The sequence below is a fragment of the Brevundimonas sp. BR2-1 genome (genome assembly GCF_037626195.1).
GTDB lineage: Bacteria > Pseudomonadota > Alphaproteobacteria > Caulobacterales > Caulobacteraceae > Brevundimonas.
In genome coordinates, this window is record NZ_JARKMV010000001.1 from 857432 (window position 1) to 875822 (window position 18391).

Annotated in this window: 13 protein-coding genes; 7 read left to right on the forward strand and 6 right to left on the reverse strand. The window is 66.8% G+C overall.

Annotated features, from left to right (window positions below):
* Positions 1-51: 51 nt before the first annotated feature.
* Together rpoD and dnaG are read right to left on the reverse strand one after the other, a co-directional pair.
* The gene (gene rpoD, locus BrevBR_RS04405; protein WP_332641057.1) at positions 52-2007 is read right to left on the reverse strand and encodes an RNA polymerase sigma factor RpoD; all 1956 of its coding nucleotides are present in this window, start codon (positions 2005-2007) and stop codon (positions 52-54) included.
* A 69-nt stretch (positions 2008-2076) separates the two neighbouring features.
* Complete coding sequence (dnaG, locus tag BrevBR_RS04410; RefSeq protein ID WP_340000061.1) at positions 2077-3942, reverse strand: DNA primase; 1866 nt, start codon at positions 3940-3942, stop codon at positions 2077-2079.
* Positions 3943-4168: 226 nt separating this feature from the next.
* On the opposite strand from dnaG, the gene BrevBR_RS04415 reads away from it, so the two are divergent.
* Complete coding sequence (locus tag BrevBR_RS04415; RefSeq protein WP_340000062.1) at positions 4169-4435, forward strand: hypothetical protein; 267 nt, start codon at positions 4169-4171, stop codon at positions 4433-4435.
* On the opposite strand, the gene carA is transcribed toward BrevBR_RS04415, so the two are convergent.
* The 4 genes from carA to BrevBR_RS04435 all read right to left on the reverse strand — a co-directional run bounded on the left by carA (position 4432) and on the right by BrevBR_RS04435 (position 8811).
* Complete coding sequence (gene carA, locus BrevBR_RS04420; protein WP_340000063.1) at positions 4432-5589, reverse strand: glutamine-hydrolyzing carbamoyl-phosphate synthase small subunit; 1158 nt, start codon at positions 5587-5589, stop codon at positions 4432-4434. The genes BrevBR_RS04415 and carA overlap by 4 nt on opposite strands.
* A 63-nt stretch (positions 5590-5652) precedes the next feature.
* Positions 5653-6963, reverse strand: coding sequence for an amino acid permease (locus BrevBR_RS04425; RefSeq protein WP_340000064.1), 1311 nt, complete (start codon positions 6961-6963; stop codon positions 5653-5655).
* Positions 6960-7958, reverse strand: coding sequence for an aromatic ring-hydroxylating oxygenase subunit alpha (locus tag BrevBR_RS04430; RefSeq protein WP_332641051.1), 999 nt, complete (start codon positions 7956-7958; stop codon positions 6960-6962). Before BrevBR_RS04430 ends, BrevBR_RS04425 begins: the two co-directional genes overlap by 4 nt.
* 43 nt (positions 7959-8001) lie before the next feature.
* A complete protein-coding gene (locus BrevBR_RS04435) occupies positions 8002-8811 on the reverse strand; it encodes a hypothetical protein (RefSeq protein ID WP_340000065.1) in 810 nt (269 codons plus the stop codon).
* A gap of 163 nt (positions 8812-8974) precedes the next feature.
* Here BrevBR_RS04435 and BrevBR_RS04440 point away from each other — a divergent pair, with 163 nt between their 5' ends.
* From BrevBR_RS04440 to BrevBR_RS04465, 6 genes are all read left to right on the forward strand, one after another.
* A complete protein-coding gene (locus tag BrevBR_RS04440) occupies positions 8975-9670 on the forward strand; it encodes an HAD family hydrolase (RefSeq protein ID WP_340000066.1) in 696 nt (231 codons plus the stop codon).
* Between the two features lie 211 nt (positions 9671-9881).
* On the forward strand, positions 9882-13220 hold the full coding sequence (locus BrevBR_RS04445; RefSeq protein ID WP_340000067.1) for a TonB-dependent receptor domain-containing protein: 3339 nt from the start codon (positions 9882-9884) through the stop codon (positions 13218-13220).
* Between the two features lie 186 nt (positions 13221-13406).
* Positions 13407-13721: a hypothetical protein gene (locus tag BrevBR_RS04450; RefSeq protein WP_332641045.1), complete on the forward strand. Its 315-nt coding sequence runs from the start codon at positions 13407-13409 to the stop codon at positions 13719-13721.
* A gap of 12 nt (positions 13722-13733) precedes the next feature.
* Entirely contained in the window at positions 13734-17039 is a 3306-nt protein-coding gene (gene carB, locus BrevBR_RS04455) for a carbamoyl-phosphate synthase large subunit (protein ID WP_340000068.1), read from the forward strand.
* Between the two features lie 284 nt (positions 17040-17323).
* A complete protein-coding gene (locus tag BrevBR_RS04460) occupies positions 17324-17764 on the forward strand; it encodes a GIY-YIG nuclease family protein (RefSeq protein ID WP_332641043.1) in 441 nt (146 codons plus the stop codon).
* A 218-nt stretch (positions 17765-17982) separates the two neighbouring features.
* Entirely contained in the window at positions 17983-18387 is a 405-nt protein-coding gene (locus tag BrevBR_RS04465) for a hypothetical protein (protein ID WP_332641042.1), read from the forward strand.
* Positions 18388-18391 lie beyond the last annotated feature (4 nt).

Below are 18391 nucleotides of genomic sequence, written 5' to 3' on the forward strand. Positions count from 1 at the left end.
ACGAGCAGCCCCAAAGAAAAGGGCGGCCCTTTCGAGCCGCCCCTTGCCTTATCAGCTGTCCAGGAAGGACCGCAGCTTTCGCGACCGGCTCGGGTGCTTCAGCTTGCGTAGCGCCTTGGCCTCGATCTGACGGATGCGTTCGCGGGTGACCGAGAACTGCTGGCCGACCTCTTCCAGCGTGTGGTCGGTGTTCATGCCGATGCCGAAGCGCATGCGCAGGACGCGTTCCTCGCGCGGCGTCAGCGACGCCAGCACTCGGGTCGTGGTCTCGCGCAGGTTCGACTGGATGGCGGCGTCGATCGGCAGGACGGCGTTCTTGTCCTCGATGAAGTCGCCCAGATGGGAGTCCTCCTCGTCCCCGATCGGGGTTTCGAGCGAGATCGGCTCCTTGGCGATCTTCAGGACCTTGCGCACCTTCTCCAGTGGCATGGCCAGCTTTTCGGCCAGCTCTTCCGGGGTCGGTTCGCGGCCGATCTCGTGCAGCATCTGGCGGCTGGTGCGGACGATCTTGTTGATCGTCTCGATCATGTGCACCGGGATGCGGATCGTCCGCGCCTGGTCGGCGATCGAGCGGGTGATGGCCTGACGAATCCACCAGGTCGCATAGGTCGAGAACTTGTAGCCGCGGCGGTACTCGAACTTGTCGACCGCCTTCATCAGGCCGATGTTGCCTTCCTGAATGAGGTCCAGGAACTGCAGGCCGCGGTTGGTGTACTTCTTGGCGATGGAGATCACGAGGCGCAGGTTGGCCTCGACCATTTCCTTCTTGGCCTGACGCGCCTCGCGCTCGCCCTTCTGCACCGTCTGGACAATGCGGCGGTAGTCGTCGATCGGCAGGCCGGCCTCGGTCGCCACGGCCGCGACGTCGCCGCGGATCTGGGCGATCTGGGCCTGTTCGTTGTCGCTGAACTTGGTCCAGCGCACGCCCATCTCCTTGACCCGGTCGGCCCAGGCGGGATCCAGCTCCGAGCCGAAATACGACTTCAGGAATTCAGGACGCGAGATGCCGTAGCTGTCGGCAAGGCGCAGCAGCCGGCCTTCCAGACCCATCAGACGCTTGTTGATGGCGTACAGCTGCTCGACCAGCGCCTCGATGCGGTGGTTGTTCAGCTTCATCGTCTTCAGCCGGCCCGAGATGGTCGACGTCAGCGTGTCATAGGCCTTCTGGTCCTTGGGCGAGAGTTGTTCGCCCTTCAGTCGGCTTTCCACCAGCCTGTCCTGCAGCTTGCGGAACGCGCCGAAGTCCGCGGCCACCGCGTCCAGCACCTCCATGACGCCGTCGCGCAGCTCCGCCTCCAGCGCCGAGATCGACATCCCGCCGCCATCATCGAAGTCCTCGTCCTCCTCGTCGTCCGTCTCCGGCTTGGGCTCCGCGCCCTCTTCCGGTTCGGCGGGCTCGACCACCGTGCCGGCGGGCGGCTGGTTGTGGGGCAGGGACGAGGGGTTCAGCACGCCATAGGTAGCGTCCAGGTCGATGACTTCGCGCAGCAGGATGCGGTTATTGGCCAGTTCATCGCGCCAGACCATGATGGCCTCGAAGGTCAGGGCGCTCTCGCACAGACCCGAGATCATGGCGTCGCGGCCGGCCTCGATGCGCTTGGCGATGGCGATCTCGCCCTCGCGGCTCAGCAGCTCGACCGAGCCCATCTCGCGCAGATACATGCGCACCGGGTCGTCGGTGCGGTCATAGGCAGCCTTGGCCGGAGTCTCGGCGACGTTGGTCTCGGCGCGCTCGACGACCTCGCCGCCCTCTTTTTCCGTGGTCTCGGCCGCGTCTTCCTCGGCCTCCACAACGTTGACGCCCATCTCCGACAGCATGGCCAGCGTGTCCTCAATCGCGTCGGGCGTCACCTCTTCGGACGGCAGGACCTTGTTCAGGTCCTCCATCGTGACATAGCCCCGCGCCTTGGCCTGCTTGATGAATTTCTTCACCCCGGCGTCGGTGAGGTCGAGCAGCGGACCGTCGCTCTGGGCTTCGGTTTCCTGCGTCTCGGTTTGAGCGCTCATACAGTCTGTTCTCCGGGTGGAGCGGCTGATCAGGCCGTCCGCCAATACAACGTGTGGCGGGGTCGTTGGTTACGAACCCGCGCTGTCTTCCCAAATCTCTCCGGTTTTGATCGCACGACGCAGCGCATCCCGCTCGGCTTTCAGCCGGCGAAACGCTTCGTCCTGCCCCGGCACGCCACGCGCCGAAGTCAGGGCATCCTCCAGCGCCGCCACGCGGGTGAGCGCGTCGAACGCCTGCGACCATCGGATCCGCGCCTCGCCGAGGGGCTTGTCTGTGGCCAGGAAGGGCGCGCCGGACTTTGCCGCCGCCTTCTCGACCTCGTGCATTAAAACGCCGTGACCCGATTGCGCCAGATGGCGTCGGAGGGCGGCGGAGTCAAGGTCCTGACCCGAGAACCGCAACCGAACCATCTCCTGCGCCAGCCCGTCCAGGGCCGGATCGCCGAAGCCGTGGGCGGCGATGGCCTCCAGATGATCGTCCATCCGCTCGGGATCATCGACCGCGCCGTGAGCCAGGGCGGCGGCAACGGGCTCGATCGAGCGGGACAGTGACTGCATCGCCTGCGCCCCCTCCGCCGTCTGGCCCAGCTTGGGCGGCGGGCCGGGACGCCAGCGCCCGCCGGATCCCGTCGCGGACTGGTTGGCCGGAGCGCGGCGAGCCGGGAACAGGGCGTCGAACCGGTCGAACAGTTCGCGGCGGTACTGTTCCGCCAGATCCTTGTCCTGAATGGCCGACGCGGCCTGACGCAGCCGGCCCTTCAGACCCGCCTTGCGCTCGGGCGAGTCCAGCGGCTCGACCTCGACCTCCTTCTGGAACAGCACCTCGGCGAATGACCGGGTCGCGGCCATGGCCTGACGCAGGGCCGGGGCGCCCTTGTCGCGCAGGATGTCATCCGGGTCCTGCCCGCCTTCCAGCAGGGCGAAACGAAACGAACGGCCCGATTTCAGCTGCGGCAAGGCGCGGTCGATGGCTCGATAGGCCGCCCGTCGTCCCGCGGCATCGCCGTCGAAACAGAGGATCGGCTCATGCGAGACCCGCCAAAGCCGCTCCATCTGCTCTTCCGTCAGGGCGGTGCCCATGGGCGCGACGGCCGGGATGCCCGCACGGTGGCAGGCGATCACATCCATATAGCCCTCGACCACCACGATGGCCTGATCGCTCTTCGATTCCGCGCCGAGAATGCGCCGCGCCTCGGGCAGGCCGTAAAGGGTCGCGCCCTTGTGGAAGAGCGGGCTCTCGGGCCCGTTCAGATATTTGGCCCGGTCGTCCGGGTTCATCGCCCGGCCCCCGAAACTGACGATGCGGCCGCGAGCGTCGAGAATCGGGAACATCAGCCGGTCGCGGAACCGGTCGTACGGCGCCCCGCCGCCCTCGGGCGCAATCAGCATGCCTGCCTCGACCAGATCCCCGGGCCGGGCGCCCCGTTGGATCAGGGCGTTCTTCAGTCCTTCGCGATCGTTGGGGGCATAGCCGAGGCCGAACCGCTCCCACTGATCCTCGGGCAGCCCGCGTTTCTCAAGATACTCACGCGCCGCCTTGCCGGGCGAACGGCGCAGATTGGCCGCGAACCATTTTTGGGCCAGGTCCATCCAGTCGGTCAGACCCTGTTTCTTCGCCTCGCGCTCGGCCGCTTGCGGATCCTCGGCCGGCAGGGCCATGCCCGCCTCCCCCGCCAGCCGCTGAACCGCCTCGACGAAGGACAGCCGCTCGGTCTCCTGCAGGAAGGAGATGACATCGCCATGCTTGCCGGACGAGAAGTCGTGGAAGAAGCCCTTGTCGTCATTGACGAAGAAGGACGGCGACTTCTCCTTGGTGAAGGGCGACAGGCCGACGTATTCGCGTCCCTGACGCTTGAGTTTCACCGTCCGTCCGATGATGTCGGACGGCCGAAGGCGGGCCTTCAGTTCTTCAAGGAAGCGGTCGTCGAAGCGCACCCTCGCCTTATAGCGCGCGACTCACCGCTTTGGGCCCCTTTACCTTTCGTTAACCAGAAAGGCCAAAGCGCGGCCATAACTGCCTGATTATGCGCGTATTTTTCTGACCATATCGGAACAATCCACAGACCTGTGGATTAACCATATGACCGTCCGGGAAGATGGACGGGTCTGGACAGGACGCGGCGAAGACCGCAGCCCCGCCCGAGAGTGAGAGAGACCATCCATGTTTCTGAGTATCGTCCGTCCCGCGGTCGAGCCCAGCGGTCCTGACGCCGTCGCCGTTCCCGGCTCGCCCGCCATCAACGACCTGTCCCCCCGCGCCCTCCACGCTCGCCTGCTGGAAAACGCAGCCCTGCGGCGCATGCGTGGCGTAGAACGTCTGCGCTCGAACCGGCTGGAAGACGCCGACTACTGGCTGCATGCCGCGCCGGTCGCGGTGCGCAAGGCCAGCGCCCTGCGTGAGGAAAAGAGCTTCGCGCCCCTGCCCTAGCGCATCGCATCCGCAAAGCGCTGGAACAGGTAAAGGCTGTCGGTCGGCCCGGGCGAGGCCTCGGGGTGATGCTGGACGCTGAACACCGGACGGTCCTTCAGGGCGATGCCGCAGTTGGTGCCGTCGAACAGACTGACGTGGGTCTCGGTGACCGCATCGGGCAGGCTGTCGCGATCGACGGTGAAGCCGTGGTTCATGGAGACGATCTCGACCTTGCCGGTGGTCAGGTCCTTCACCGGATGGTTCGCGCCGTGGTGGCCCTGATCCATCTTGATGGTCCGGGCGCCCAGGGCGAGGGCCAGCATCTGGTGACCGAGGCAGATGCCGAACAGGGGCGTGCCGCTGTCGACCAGCTTTTTGATCTCCGGCACGGCGTAGACGCCGGTCGCGGCCGGATCGCCCGGACCGTTGGACAGAACGACGCCGTCGGGATTGCGGGCCAGAATGTCCTCGGCCTTCGTGGTCGCGGGCACCACGGTGATCTTCGCGCCGGTCGAGGCCAGGGCCCGCAGGATGTTGCGCTTCACGCCATAGTCGACGACCACCACCGACCTGTCGGCGGCGTCCACTCGGGGGTAGCCTTCCGGCCAGTCCCACAGCCCCTCGTCCCATTCAAACGCCTGCAGCGTCGAGGCGGGCTTTGCGAGGTCCAGACCGACCAGACCGGTCCACGCCTTCGCCTGCGCCACCAGGGCGTCGAGATCGAAATTGCCGTCCGGGTCATGGGCGATCACCGCATGGGGAGCGCCGCCGTCGCGGATCAAAGCCGTCAGGGCGCGGGTGTCCACGCCCGCCAGGCCGACGACGCCGCGCCGCTCCATCCAGGAGTCGAACGAACTGTCGGCGCGCCAGTTGGCCGGATCGGTCGGCGCGTCGCGGAAGATGGCGCCGCGCGCCGAGGTATCGGACCCGCCCCCGATCTGCTCCAGATCCTCGACGTTGGTCCCCGTATTGCCGACGTGGGGGAAGGTGAAGGCCAGGATCTGGCTCATGTACGACGGGTCGGTCAGGATTTCCTGATAGCCCGTCATGGCGGTGTTGAAGACGACCTCGCCGAGGGCCGAGCCCGTCGCGCCGCAGCCGATGCCCTGCAGGATGGTTCCGTCCGCGAGCGCGAGCACGCCGGTGACGCCGGGAAGAAGCTGGGTGGTCATGGCAGGCTCCCTAGCACCGAATCCCGGCGACCCACACCCAAACAAGACTGGGCGGCGGCGTTGCTAAAGAGACGCCGTCTCCGGGTCAACGGGCGCCGCCGGCTTGCGCATGAAAGCGAACCATACGCCCGTCGTGACGATGAAGAAAACGGCGGTCGGCAGGATGTAGCCGGGGGCCGCGGCGACTACCGCCGCCGAGGTGAACAGCAGACCCAGCGCCGCCACGCCCCGCGCCCGCGTCCACCGCGCCAGCCTGAACAGCGACGCCGAGCACAGGCCGTAGACCACAAGGCTGAGCACCGAGGTCACTCCGATCAGCATGCCGAACTGGCCGCCCAGCGTCGGCTGGCCCGAAATGACCGCCACCACGCTCATGATCGCCCCGCCCAGCAGGGGATTGGCGATGGGCGTATGGTCGCCGTGGCCGAAGCCCGAGGGCAGATATCCGTGGCGCGCGGCGGCCCGCGCCGTTTCTCCGCCCAGCATGACCCAGCCGCTTAGCGTGCCGACCGCCTTGATCACCGCCGCCGCGGCGACCGCCGCGCCTATGGAGGCCCCGAACACCCGCGCCGTCAGATCGGCGTAGGGGCTGGAGGACTGGACCAGGACGTTGGCGGGGATGACACCGAACACCGCCACGCTGGCCGCGACATAGACGGCGGAGGCCAGCAACACTCCGGCGATCGATGCGCGTCCGACGTCGCGGGCCGGGTTCTGCACCCGGGCCGACAGGACCGCCGCGCTCTCGACCCCGAGGAAAGCCCAGAAGATCACGGCCAGCGACGCGGGAACACTTTCGGCCAGACTGTTTCCGGACGGGCTCCATGACGCGGTGAAGGTTTCGCCACTGAACGCCATCACGCCGGCGGCGACCGCGATGACGATGGGAACCAGGCCGATCGCCAGCGCCGCCGCCGCAAACCGCGACGCCGTCCGCGCGCCCAGGATATAGGCGCCGGTCGTCAGCCAGATCAGACCCAGATTGCAGAACGTCGCCGCCACCGGCTCCTTCAGCACCGGGAAGAAGAAGCCCAGATAGCCGGTGGCCGCGACCGCGATGGCGACATTGCCGACCAGGCAGGCCGTCCAGAAGGCCAGCGCCGTCTGAAAGCCGAAGAAGCGCCCCAGCCCCCGCTCTGCGAACCCCGACAGGCCGTCGGCGTCCGGCTGCAGACGTCCCAAGGCGGCGAACACCAGCGCCAGCGTTACCGCCCCGGCCCCGGCCACCACCCATCCTACGATGCTCGACGAGCCGACGGGAGCCAGTGTGGCCGGCAGCAGATAGACGCCGGAGCCGATCATGTTCCCCGCGACGACCAGTGCGGCGAGACCCCAGCCCAGTTTTTGCCGGTCGTCGCCCGTCGTGTCCGTCATGGGTGAACCTCCGCGATCCGCGACTGGAACCATGCCACCGCGGCCTCTTGCCTCGGGCTCAGGACGCCGCGGTCATACGCCCCCGCCGACAGGTTGGCCTGCACCGCCTCGCAGATGGCCGCATCCTCGGCCGTCAGCCGGTCGGAAGCCTCCAGCGCGTCACCCAGGGCCGCCTCGCCGCCGTCATTGAGAAACAGATAGTCCAGCCGGGTCCGTCCCGGCCCGACCGGGGTCATCCGCTCGATCATGGCGCCGTCGCGATAGACATTGATCCCCAGGTTCGGCCACAGCCAGCCCCAGACCCCCGCCTGCGGACCGTCGTTCACCCCGACGGCCTCCTGCACCACCAGATCGCCCTCGACCCGTACGCGATATTCTGCCGAACCGAGCTCGTCGGCCAGCACCGGATGCACCGATCCGATGTGATAGCCCTCCAGATAGTTCTCGGCGTAGGTCTTCCAGTCGCAGGCCAGGTCGTGACTGCGGCGCAGCGCCGGCGCGGCGATCTCCAGTCCCCGCCCGGCCAGCAGGTCCTCCAGCGGCGCGACGAGATCCGCCAGCGGCGCTGCGTCTTCGTCGAGGGTCGCGAAGACCAGACCGCGCCATGTCTCCAGCCGCAACGCCAGCAGGCCGAACTCGCGGGGGTCAAACCCGTCCGCCGCGCCGAAGCCGACGGCGGACCTCAATCGGCCGTCCAGGGCGTAGCGCCAGCCGTGATAGCCGCAGACCAACTCGCCCTCGCAATGGCCGCTGGCGCCGGTCACCAGCGGCCCTGCACGGTGACGGCAGACATTGTGGAAGGCCCGCAGCATCCCGTCCTTGCCGCGCAAGGCCATCAGACGATGGCCGGCCACATCGGATGCGATCCAGTCCCCGGGGACGGGGGCCTCGGCCTCATGACCCAGAAACAGCCACGAGCGTCCAAACACGGCCGACCGCTCGCGCGCCCAGGCGTCGGGGCAGCCGTAGAGTCGGGAGGGAAGCGTGGCCTGCATGCCGGATCAAGGCCTCGCCTCGACGACGGCGTCAACCGCCTGTCTAGACGGTGATCGTCTCCATGCCGGCGAACACGGCGTGGGTGGCTCCGGCGGCCCGGGCGGCCAGGCCCCGGTCGGGACGCAGATTCAACAGCATCACCTGGTCGCAGGTCTGGCGCGCGGCGGTGATCAGGTCCTGGGCGGCGCGCCACTCAAGCGGCCCGTCGTGGGCGACCCCGGCGAAGTCGATGGCCAGGCAGCGGGCGCGCACGCCCGTCAGTCGGCGGACAAGCCCCGCGTCGGGCGCGATGTGCAGGCTCACCCCCATGGATTCGGTTTCGAAATGCGAGATGGACTCGTCGATAGCCTCGGGCGGGGCCTGTTCCAGCCCGCCCATCACCTCGACCATGAGGTTCCCCGGAGCGGAGCTTTGCTGAAGTTCTGTGCAGAGCAGGGCGAACCGTCCCCGGCTCGACGCCACGGTGCGCCAGAAGGCCGGCAGCACGCCGATGTCGCCGGGCCCAAGATGCAACAGGTCGAGGCCGTGGTTCAGGGTTTGAAGGTCGATGCGTTTCAGGTCGACCGGCTCCAGTGTCCTGCGGCCCAGGGCGGCAAGGGCGGACTCACCGCCGCGGTGCCGGACAATTCGGCGAATACGCCGGCTGACCGGCGTCGATCGATCGAGGTCGAAGACGGGCTGGGCGGCCAGGGTCACGGTCAATTCGCGGCCTGCCCGGGTAACCAGACCGAAGGTCACGCTTTCATAGGGTGCGGCGTAGGCGCGGCGCTCGCCCAGCGGCGAATACGCGTTGTCTTCCCCGGGGTTCTTCCCGTGATCGGGGGCCGTTGGATACGCTGGAACCAGAGTCATGACCGCCTCCTTCGGCTGGCCGTTCAGGTCTTCCAAGCCGCCACGATAACTCCCAGACAAGAACGTAACCCTGATAAACTTGGTCAAGGACTGTTGACCATGACGGCTCCTGTTCGGGATCCTCGCCCCTCCCCGGATCCCGGTTCCGATGTTAGGGAGCGGGATGAGCATCACCACGGTCGGCCTCGATGCCGACGACACTCTCTGGCACAACGAGACCATCTTCCGGCTGACGCAGGACCGTTTCGTCGCCCTGCTGGCCGACCACGCCGATCGCGCCACGCTGGAGGCGCGGATGGCCGAAACGGAGAAGCGGAACCTTCGTCTGTACGGCTATGGCGTAAAGGGTTTCACCCTGTCGATGATCGAGACCGCCATGGAGCTGACCGGCGGCGAGGCGCCCGCTTCGGTGGTGCGCGAAATCCTCGCCGCCGGGCGGGAAATGCTCGCTCATCCGGTCGAGACCCTGCCCGGCGTGGACGAAGCCTTGGCCGAGTTGGCGGAATCGTATCGCCTGGTGCTGATCACCAAGGGCGACCTGCTGGACCAGGAGCGCAAACTTGCCGCGTCGGGACTGGGCGACCTGTTCGCCGCCGTTGAGATCGTATCCGAGAAGGACCGGCAGACGTACGATCGCGTCTTCGCCCGTCACGGCACCGGCGCCGATGAAGCCGTGATGGCGGGCAATTCAATGAGGTCGGACGTCCTGCCCGCACTGGCCGCGGGCGCCTGGGGTGTTCATATTCCGTATGTCGTCACCTGGGCGCATGAAGTCGCCGATGCTCCCGACGGCCACCACCGGTTTGGCGCGCTTGGCGCGATCAGTGAATTGCCGGCTTGGATAAGGTCACGTTGCTGACGTTTTTCATAGAACGACGTGTTTCAGGATCGCAGTTGCGGTTTAAATCCATATGCTTTCAGGAACGAAACATTTTTATCAATAACGACGGAATATAAGCATTTCCGTTACTGTCCAGCTTGACCGGACATATGTGTGGTGAGTTTGTGGCCGACGCCGCGTTAGGGAAGCCTGCGCCTCCACTTCTTCAAACTCACCCGAGATTTCATATATGACTGTTATACGTAACCGGCTTCTGGCCTCCACAGTGCTCGCCGGCGCGGTCGCGATGTCAGCCGCTCCGGTGTGGGCGCAGACCACCCCCCAGACCCCCAGCACCCTGCCGGGCGTCGCCGTTACCCAGACCCAGGACGATGACTCGACGCAGCTCGATGAAGTCGTCGTCACCGGTTCACGCATCCGTCGCGACCCCACCAACGCCCCGACGCCGCTGATTCAGGTCTCGCGTGAAGACCTGCTGACGACCGGCCAGTCGACGGTCGTCGACTACCTCGCCACCATCCCTGCCCTGTCCAACTCGCAGGTCCCGTCCGACGCCACCGGCGTTCTGGGCATCGGCGGCCTGTCGTTCGCCAACCTGCGCTCGCTGGGTTCGGGCCGCACCCTGACCCTGGTCGACGGCCGTCGCCATGTCGGCTCGGCCGGCGGATCGCTGGCGGTGGACGTCGACACCATTCCGCGCCTGCTGATCCAGAACATCGAGATCATCACGGGCGGCGCCTCGTCGGTCTATGGCGCCGACGCCGTCTCCGGCGTGCTGAACTTCGTGCTACGCAAGGATTTCGAAGGCCTCGAGATCGACGCCAGCTACGGCATGATCAACCAGGACGGTGAAGCCTCGAAGCGCGTCTCGGCCCTGCTGGGCCACAACCTCCTCGATGGCCGTCTGAACCTGTACGCCTTCGGCGAATACGAGCAGCTCGACGCCGTCAATTCACTGGACATCGACTGGCTGCGGAACTCGTCGGGTCTGATCGGCGTCGACGCCGATCCCGCGGCGTCCCGCCTCGACGGCGTCTTCGACAACCAGCTTTACCGGAACTACGTCACGCTGCAGCGTCCGCGTTGGGGCCAGACGACGCTGGCGAATAACCAACAGGCCAGCGCCCTCAACGACCCGGACGTCCCCTACCAGAACTGCAGCCTGACAATCAGCGGCCTGACCGCCACGGCCTGTTACTCGGTTGACCCCGCCAAGACCTTCGTGTTCGAGGGCCCCACCGCCCGTCTGGCCAACTTTGGCACCCGCATCGGCAACACCGGCGCGAACCGTCCGAACAACATCGGCGGCGACGGCGACAACCCCGCCACCTTCAGCACCATCACCCGCGTGCCGGAGTCGGAATCGCAACGCTACCAGGTCGGCGCCAACTTCAGCCTGACGGACAACCTCCGGGCCTTCGCAGAAGCCAAGTATGTGACGGAAGACACCGTCTTCGCCTCGCAGCCTGACTTCTACGACTTCATCATCCGTGACGGCGTCGTCAGCCCTGCCGAAGTGCAGCCTGCCTACGGCTTCAACGTCTTCGGCGTGAGCCTTGCGGACAACGCCTTCCTGCCCTCGAACCTGCGGACCGCGATCCAGACCAACACCGTCACCGTCTACGCGCCGCCGACCGCCGGCTCGCCCAGCGTGGCGACCGGCGTCGTGGCCGCGCCTTACGCCCGCCACACCCTGTTCGGCGAAGACCGCAGCCAGATCAGCAACCGCGAGCTGCAGCGCTACGTCGTCGGCCTTGAGGGCGATTTCGAACAGATCGGGTTCATCAAGAACATCGACTGGAGCCTGTCCTACACCTACGGCCAGGTCGACGTCACGGAAACGGAAACCGGCACCGACGTGGTGCGTGTCCAGTTGGCGTCCGACGCCGTGCGCGACACCGCCGGTCTTCTGGGCACGCCTGACGCGATCGTCTGCCGTTCGCAGCTGATCGCCGCCACCCCCGGCGGCGTGGTCGATGACTACTGGTTCGGAAACGCCGATCTGCGTGACGGAGCGGTGGGCGCTAAAGCGGTCGCCGAATGCGCCCCGCTGAACATCTTCGGCCAGGGCAACCAGAGCCAGGAAGCGCGCGACTATATCAACGCCGAAATCACCTACACGGAGCGCAACGAGCAGGAAGACTTCATCGGCAGCGTCGCCGGTCAGCTGTGGGACTTCTGGGGCGCAGGCCCGATCGGCCTGGCTCTCGGCTACGAGCACCGTCGTGAATACACCGAGGCCATCGGTCGCGACGCCGGCGCCGCCGGCCGCGTCCTGTTCCTCAACGGCGGTCCGGACTTCCCGGGCGCAGAGTACGAGAGCGACGAAGGCTTCGCCGAAATGTCGCTGCCGCTGTTCCGCGACAGCTGGCTGGGCGAGTATGCCGAACTGAGCGGTTCCTACCGGTATTTCGATTACACGACGGTCGGACACGGCGACGTCTATGGCGTGAACCTCATCTATCGTCCGATCCAGGACATCACGTTCAAGACCAGCTTCAACACCTCGTTCCGCGCGCCGGACCTGGGCGAGAATTTCTCGCCGCTGGGCGAGACGTTCGCGAACGGTTTCGTTGATCCCTGCGCCACCGCGAACATCATCCTGCAACCGGCGGACATCCGGGCCAACCGGGTCGCCAACTGCACGGCGCTGGCCGCGGCCGACGGCCTGTCGTTCGACTTCAACGGCGCCACCGCCACCAACACCGACGACTTCAACCCCGTCTACGGCGGCGGCGTTTCCGGCGTGACCGGCGGCAACCCGTTCCTGACGCCGGAACAGTCGGAATCCTTCACCTTCTCGACGGTGCTGCAGCCCCGGTTCATCCCGAACCTCAGCCTGGTCCTGGACTACTATGAGATCGAGATCACCGATGTGATCGCCTTCATCTCGGCCCAGACCGCAGCGAACAACTGCGTCAACGGTCCGTCGCTGAACAGCTCGGCCTGCGCGGTGATCTTCCGTAACAACCCGGGCATCCCGTTCGGTCTTGGCGCTCCGGCCGGCGACCCGATCGGCGGCTTCATCGAAGGCGCCGGCAACTACGCCGCCCTGACCACCCGCGGTCTGGACTTCACGGCCCTTTACCGGCTCGACCTCGAAGAGGTCACGGGCCGCAACTGGGGCCGTCTGGACTACAAGATGGCCGGGTCGTGGCTGATCGAACAGGAAAACTTCCTCGATCCCGCCAACCCGGACGCCTACACCAGCGACCGCGGCGACCTGTTCTACCCGAACGTCCGCTTCACCTCGTCGCTGACCTACACGCCGAACGACACCTGGAGCGTCAACTGGACGGCGGACTGGCAGAGCGCCCAGAACATCGCCAAGGACCGCGACCAGGTCGTGAACTATGAGAACCGCCTGCCCGAGTACTACGACACCGGCAACTTCACCCGCCACGACTTCACGGTCCGCTACAATGTCAACGACACCCTGTCGATGCGTGCGGGCGTCGTGAACGCCTTCGATGCGGAACAGGCGCCGTGGCTGGGTCAGACGCTGTACTCGAACTTCGACCCCTACGGCCGTCGCTTCTTCGTCGGCCTGAACTACCGCCCGTTCTAAAAACGGTCCGGACCACGATGAAGGGGGCGGCTCGAGAGGGCCGCCCCCTTTTTCATGCGCGCAGGGCCCCGGCGGCCTTGCCACCGCCCCCACCCGTCTTTAGACGGGCCGCTTGACCGACAACCCGACCCACCCGCGCCGGCGCCCCGCCGCCGCCTGAGGCCGCGCGCGCAAGGAGCCAACCCCGTGTCTGACTCCGCCATCCCCCACGAAGAGCGCGACGCCATGGTGCGCGCGTCTCTGGCGGCGCATGGCGACAGCGGAATCACGCCGCGGCACACGCTGTTTTACTTCTATGGCGAAGGGGACCACGACGACCTGAACGAGGTCGCGCGGCGCGCCGGTTTCCTGACCCGGGGTCAGGACGACGCCACCATCCTCGAGACGACGATGGCCGTGGACGAGGCGTCCTTCGCCCCGGTCTCGGCCATGATGCAATCCTGGGCCGCGGCCTTCCAGCTGGACTACGACGGCTGGGAGTGCGCGGTCGTGACGAACTGAACGGAGGCTGAGATGCCCAAACGCACGGACATCCAGTCGATCCTGATCATCGGGGCGGGCCCGATCGTTATCGGGCAGGCCTGTGAGTTCGATTACTCGGGCGTCCAGGCGTGCAAGGCGCTGAAGGCCGAGGGGTACCGGGTCATCCTGGTCAACTCCAACCCGGCCACCATCATGACCGACCCGGAGGTGGCCGACGCCACCTATATCGAGCCGATCACGCCGGAGTTCGTCGAGCGCATCATCGCGAAAGAGCGGCCCGACGCCCTGCTGCCGACCATGGGCGGCCAGACGGCGCTGAACACGGCGCTGGCGCTGGACGCCTCGGGCGCGCTGAAGAAGTGGGGCGTGGAGATGATCGGGGCCCGGGCCGACGTCATCGACAAGGCCGAGGACCGCCAGAAATTCCGCGACGCCATGGACAAGCTGGGTCTGGAAAGCCCCCGCTCGAAGGCCATCCACAGCATCGACGAGGCCGAGGACGCCCTGGCCTTCGTCGGCCTGCCCGCCATCGTCCGCCCCAGCTTCACCCTGGCCGGGACCGGCGGCGGCATCGCCTACAATGTCGAGGAATACCGCGAGATCGTGGAGCGGGGGCTGGACCTGTCGCCGACGACCGAGGTGCTGGTCGAGGAAAGCGTCCTGGGCTGGAAGGAGTATGAGATGGAGGTCGTCCGTGACAAGGCGGACAACTGCATCATCATCTGCTCCATCGAGAACATCGACCCGATGGGCGTCCACACCGGCGACTCCATCACCGTCGCCCCGGCCCTGACGCTGACCGATAAAGAATACCAGCGGATGCGCACGGGCTCGATCAACGTGCTGCGCGAGATCGGCGTCGAGACCGGCGGATCCAACGTCCAGTGGGCGATCAATCCCGCCGACGGCCGCATGGTCGTGATCGAGATGAACCCGCGCGTGTCGCGGTCTTCGGCGTTGGCGTCCAAGGCCACGGGCTTCCCGATCGCCAAGGTCGCGGCGCGTCTGGCCGTCGGTTACACGCTCGACGAACTGACCAACGACATCACCCAGGTCACGCCCGCCTCGTTCGAGCCGAGCATCGACTATGTCGTCACCAAGATCCCGCGCTTCGCCTTCGAGAAATATCCCGGCGCCGAGGCGACCCTGTCGACCTCGATGAAGTCGGTGGGCGAGGTCATGGCCATCGGCCGGACCTTCCAGGAATCGATGCAGAAGGCCCTGCGCGGGCTGGAAACCGGCCTGACAGGCTTCAACGAGATCGAGATCGACGGCGTCGTCGACGTCGAGGACGAGGCCTCGGCCCGCGCCGCCGTGGTGCGGGCGCTGGGCCAGCCGACGCCGGACCGGATTCTGGTCATCGCCCAGGCCTTCCGCCACGGCCTGTCGGTCGAGGAGGTCAACGCCGCCTGCTCATACGAGCCCTGGTTCCTGAGACAGATCGCCGACATCGTCCGCACCGAAGGCCACATCCGCGTCACCGGCCTGCCGACCGAACCGACCGACTTCCGCAAGCTGAAATCCAAGGGCTTCTCGGACGCCCGTCTGGCCCAGCTGACCGGCACGACCGAAGCCGCCGTGCGCGCGGCCCGCCGCGGCCTGAACGTGCGCCCCGTCTTCAAGCGGATCGACACCTGCGCCGCCGAGTTCGCCAGCGCCACCGCCTATATGTATTCGACCTATGAGACCGGCGCCCTGGGCCAGATTCCGCAGTGCGAATCCAGCCCAACCGACAGAAAAAAAGCGATAATTCTGGGCGGCGGGCCGAACCGGATCGGGCAGGGCATCGAGTTCGATTACTGCTGCTGTCATGCGGCCTTCGCCTTCGACGACATCGGCGTCGAGTCGATCATGGTCAACTGCAACCCCGAGACGGTCTCGACCGACTATGACACCTCGGACCGGCTGTATTTCGAGCCGCTGACGGCCGAGGACGTGCTGGAGCTGATCGAGGTCGAGCGTTCGAAGGGCGATCTGATCGGCGTGGTCGTTCAGTTCGGCGGCCAGACGCCGCTGAAGCTGGCCCATGCCCTGCAGGCGGACGGGGTGCCTATTCTCGGCACCAGCGTCGACTCCATCGACCTGGCCGAGGACCGCGAGCGGTTCCAGGTCATGCTTCACGACATCGGCCTGATGCAGCCGCCCAACGGTCTGGCCCGCAGCGCAGAGGAAGCCGCGCAGAAGGCGGACGAGGTCGGCTATCCCGTCGTGCTGCGTCCTTCCTATGTGCTCGGCGGACGCGGCATGATGATCGTCCACGACCGCGAGCAGCTGGACCGCTATGTCGGCGAGGCCATGCGGGTGTCGGGCGACGATCCGGTGCTGATCGACCACTATCTGAACCGCGCCACCGAGGTCGACGTCGACGCCCTGTGCGACGACGAGACGGTCTTCGTGGCCGGCGTGCTGGAGCATATCGAGGAGGCCGGCGTCCACTCGGGCGACAGCGCCTGTTCCATGCCGCCGTTCTCGCTGTCGGCCGAAATCGTCGCCGAGCTGAAGCGCCAGACCGAGGCCATGGCCCGGGCCCTGAAGGTGCGCGGCCTGATGAACGTCCAGTTCGCCATCGAGGAGCCGCACAGCGCCGCGCCGCGCATCTTCGTGCTGGAGGTCAATCCGCGCGCCAGCCGTACGGCGCCCTTCGTGGCCAAGACCATCGGCCAGCCGATCGCGGCGATCGCCGCCAAGGTCATGGCCGGCGTGCCGCTGAAATCCTTCGGCCTGAAGGACAGGCCGTACGACCATATCGCGGTCAAGGAGGCGGTGTTCCCGTTCGCCCGCTTCGCCGGGGTCGACACCATCCTGGGACCCGAGATGCGCTCGACCGGCGAGGTCATGGGTCTGGACTGGAAGCGTGACGGCGAGGCCGACATGGCTCCCGCCTTCGCCCGCGCCTTCGCCAAGAGCCAGATCGGCGGCGGCACCATCCTGCCCGCCGCGGGCTGCGCCTTCGTCAGCGTTAAGGATGGCGACAAGCCCTTCATCGTCGAGGCGGTGAAGACCCTGCTGGCCGAGGGCTTCAGCATCGTCGCCACGGGCGGGACGCACACCTATCTGACCGAACAGGGTCTGCCTGTGGGTCATGTGAAGAAGGTGCTGGAGGGCCGGCCGAACATCGTCGACGCGATGAAGAACGGCGAGGTCCAGCTGGTCTTCAACACCACCGAGGGCAAGCAGGCCCTGCTGGACAGCTTCAGCCTGCGCCGCACGGCCCTGATGATGAAAATCCCCTATTACACGACGACCGCGGGGGCTTTGGCGGCCGCCCAGGCGATCGGGGCGATCAAGGCCGGCGAGCTGGATGTGCGGCCGATCCAGGACTATGCGCATGACTGACCAGTTCGCGACGATTTCGACCATGCGGTGACTGCAAAAGCGGGCGCAGTCCGGTGAGGTTGGTTATGCGGGTTTGTGCAAAGACCGCGGCTGCGGCCCCTGCTCCCTCCCCCACCGTCATCCTCGGGCTTGACCCGAGGATCAGAGGCGGGTGGCGTGCTGTGCGTTCGGGGCGGCCCGGAGACCGCGCCCGTGAACCGTCGACGGAGCACCGGATAGTCTGACCCTCGGGTCAAGCCCGAGGGTGACGGTGGGTGGTGGAACCACCGCTCTCGCACCGGAAGTTGAGCAGCCTTGACGCCGCCCGGCTGTTCCCCGCCACTCCGGGCATGGACGAGAAGCGCCCGTTCATCGCCACCTATATCGAGGCGAGCCGGCCGTTCGGCGTCCTCTACATCGGCATGACCAGCAACCTCTATCGCCGCAGCGGGGAGCACCGCGCGGGAGAGGGCGGCGGGTTCGCCCGGCGCCATGGGTGCAACATCCTTGTCTGGTATCAGCCGTTCGAGCTGGTGACGTCGGCCATCCGCCGGGAGAAGGCGCTGAAGCGGTGGAACCGGGCGTGGAAGATGCAGCTGATCGAGGAGAGGAATCCGGAGTGGCGGGATCTGTATCCGTGGCTCATGGGCGAGGAAGCCGACCCGCGCCTGCCGGACAGGGATGACGGCGGGGTCGCCGCGTTTCTGGCTCGGCTGGAGGCGGAGGCGAAGCGGGAAGAAGATTAGCCGCACCGCCTCCCCCCCCTTCACCGTCATCCTCGGGCTTGACCCGAGGATCAGACCGTCCGGTGCTCGGTGGCGAAAGCACGGGCACGGTCGCCGGGCCCTCTCGAGCGTATAGTTCGCCTCTCGCCTCTGATCCTCGGGTCAAGCCCGAGGATGACGGTCGAAAGAGGTGATGGAACACGTCCGTTTCTGACGCACCCGCATGCCACCCTCTCCGCATGGAACACTATCGTCTGCGCAAATATCGGGGGCCGGAGACGTGGGCGCAGGTGCGCAAGGCCTATGTCGCCGGAGAATCCGCCCCGTCTGTCGCCCGCCGCTTCGACGTGGGCCTGGCCAATCTGCGCCGCCGCGCCATGGCCGAGGGATGGACCCGAAACCGGATCGCGGAGCGGCTGGATCTCAGGCCGCTGCGGGGCGGGGCCGACGATCCGCCGCCGGCGCTGATGGCGCTGGCCGAGCTGGAGGCGATGCCGGAGACGCCGCGGATCGATCCGTATGTGGCGCTCGGCAAGGCGGTCGGGCGCGCGGCCTGGCTGGTCAGTCAGGGGAAGGCGGCGGAGGCGACCGCCCTGCTGCGCGCGGCCGAGGCGCTGGACAGGCTGAAATGGGCGGCGAAGTAGGCCC

What these genes read in the sequence shown, in the direction of transcription:
- rpoD (WP_332641057.1), bottom strand. Translation starts at nt 2,007, where the DNA reads ATGAGCGCTCAAACCGAGACGCAGGAAACCGAAGCCCAGAGCGACGGT.
- BrevBR_RS04415 (WP_340000062.1), top strand. Translation starts at nt 4,169, where the DNA reads ATGTTTCTGAGTATCGTCCGTCCCGCGGTCGAGCCCAGCGGTCCTGAC.
- carA (WP_340000063.1), bottom strand. Translation starts at nt 5,589, where the DNA reads ATGACCACCCAGCTTCTTCCCGGCGTCACCGGCGTGCTCGCGCTCGCG.
- BrevBR_RS04425 (WP_340000064.1), bottom strand. Translation starts at nt 6,963, where the DNA reads ATGACGGACACGACGGGCGACGACCGGCAAAAACTGGGCTGGGGTCTC.
- BrevBR_RS04430 (WP_332641051.1), bottom strand. Translation starts at nt 7,958, where the DNA reads ATGCAGGCCACGCTTCCCTCCCGACTCTACGGCTGCCCCGACGCCTGG.
- BrevBR_RS04435 (WP_340000065.1), bottom strand. Translation starts at nt 8,811, where the DNA reads ATGACTCTGGTTCCAGCGTATCCAACGGCCCCCGATCACGGGAAGAAC.
- BrevBR_RS04440 (WP_340000066.1), top strand. Translation starts at nt 8,975, where the DNA reads ATGAGCATCACCACGGTCGGCCTCGATGCCGACGACACTCTCTGGCAC.
- BrevBR_RS04445 (WP_340000067.1), top strand. Translation starts at nt 9,882, where the DNA reads ATGACTGTTATACGTAACCGGCTTCTGGCCTCCACAGTGCTCGCCGGC.
- carB (WP_340000068.1), top strand. Translation starts at nt 13,734, where the DNA reads ATGCCCAAACGCACGGACATCCAGTCGATCCTGATCATCGGGGCGGGC.
- BrevBR_RS04465 (WP_332641042.1), top strand. Translation starts at nt 17,983, where the DNA reads ATGGAACACTATCGTCTGCGCAAATATCGGGGGCCGGAGACGTGGGCG.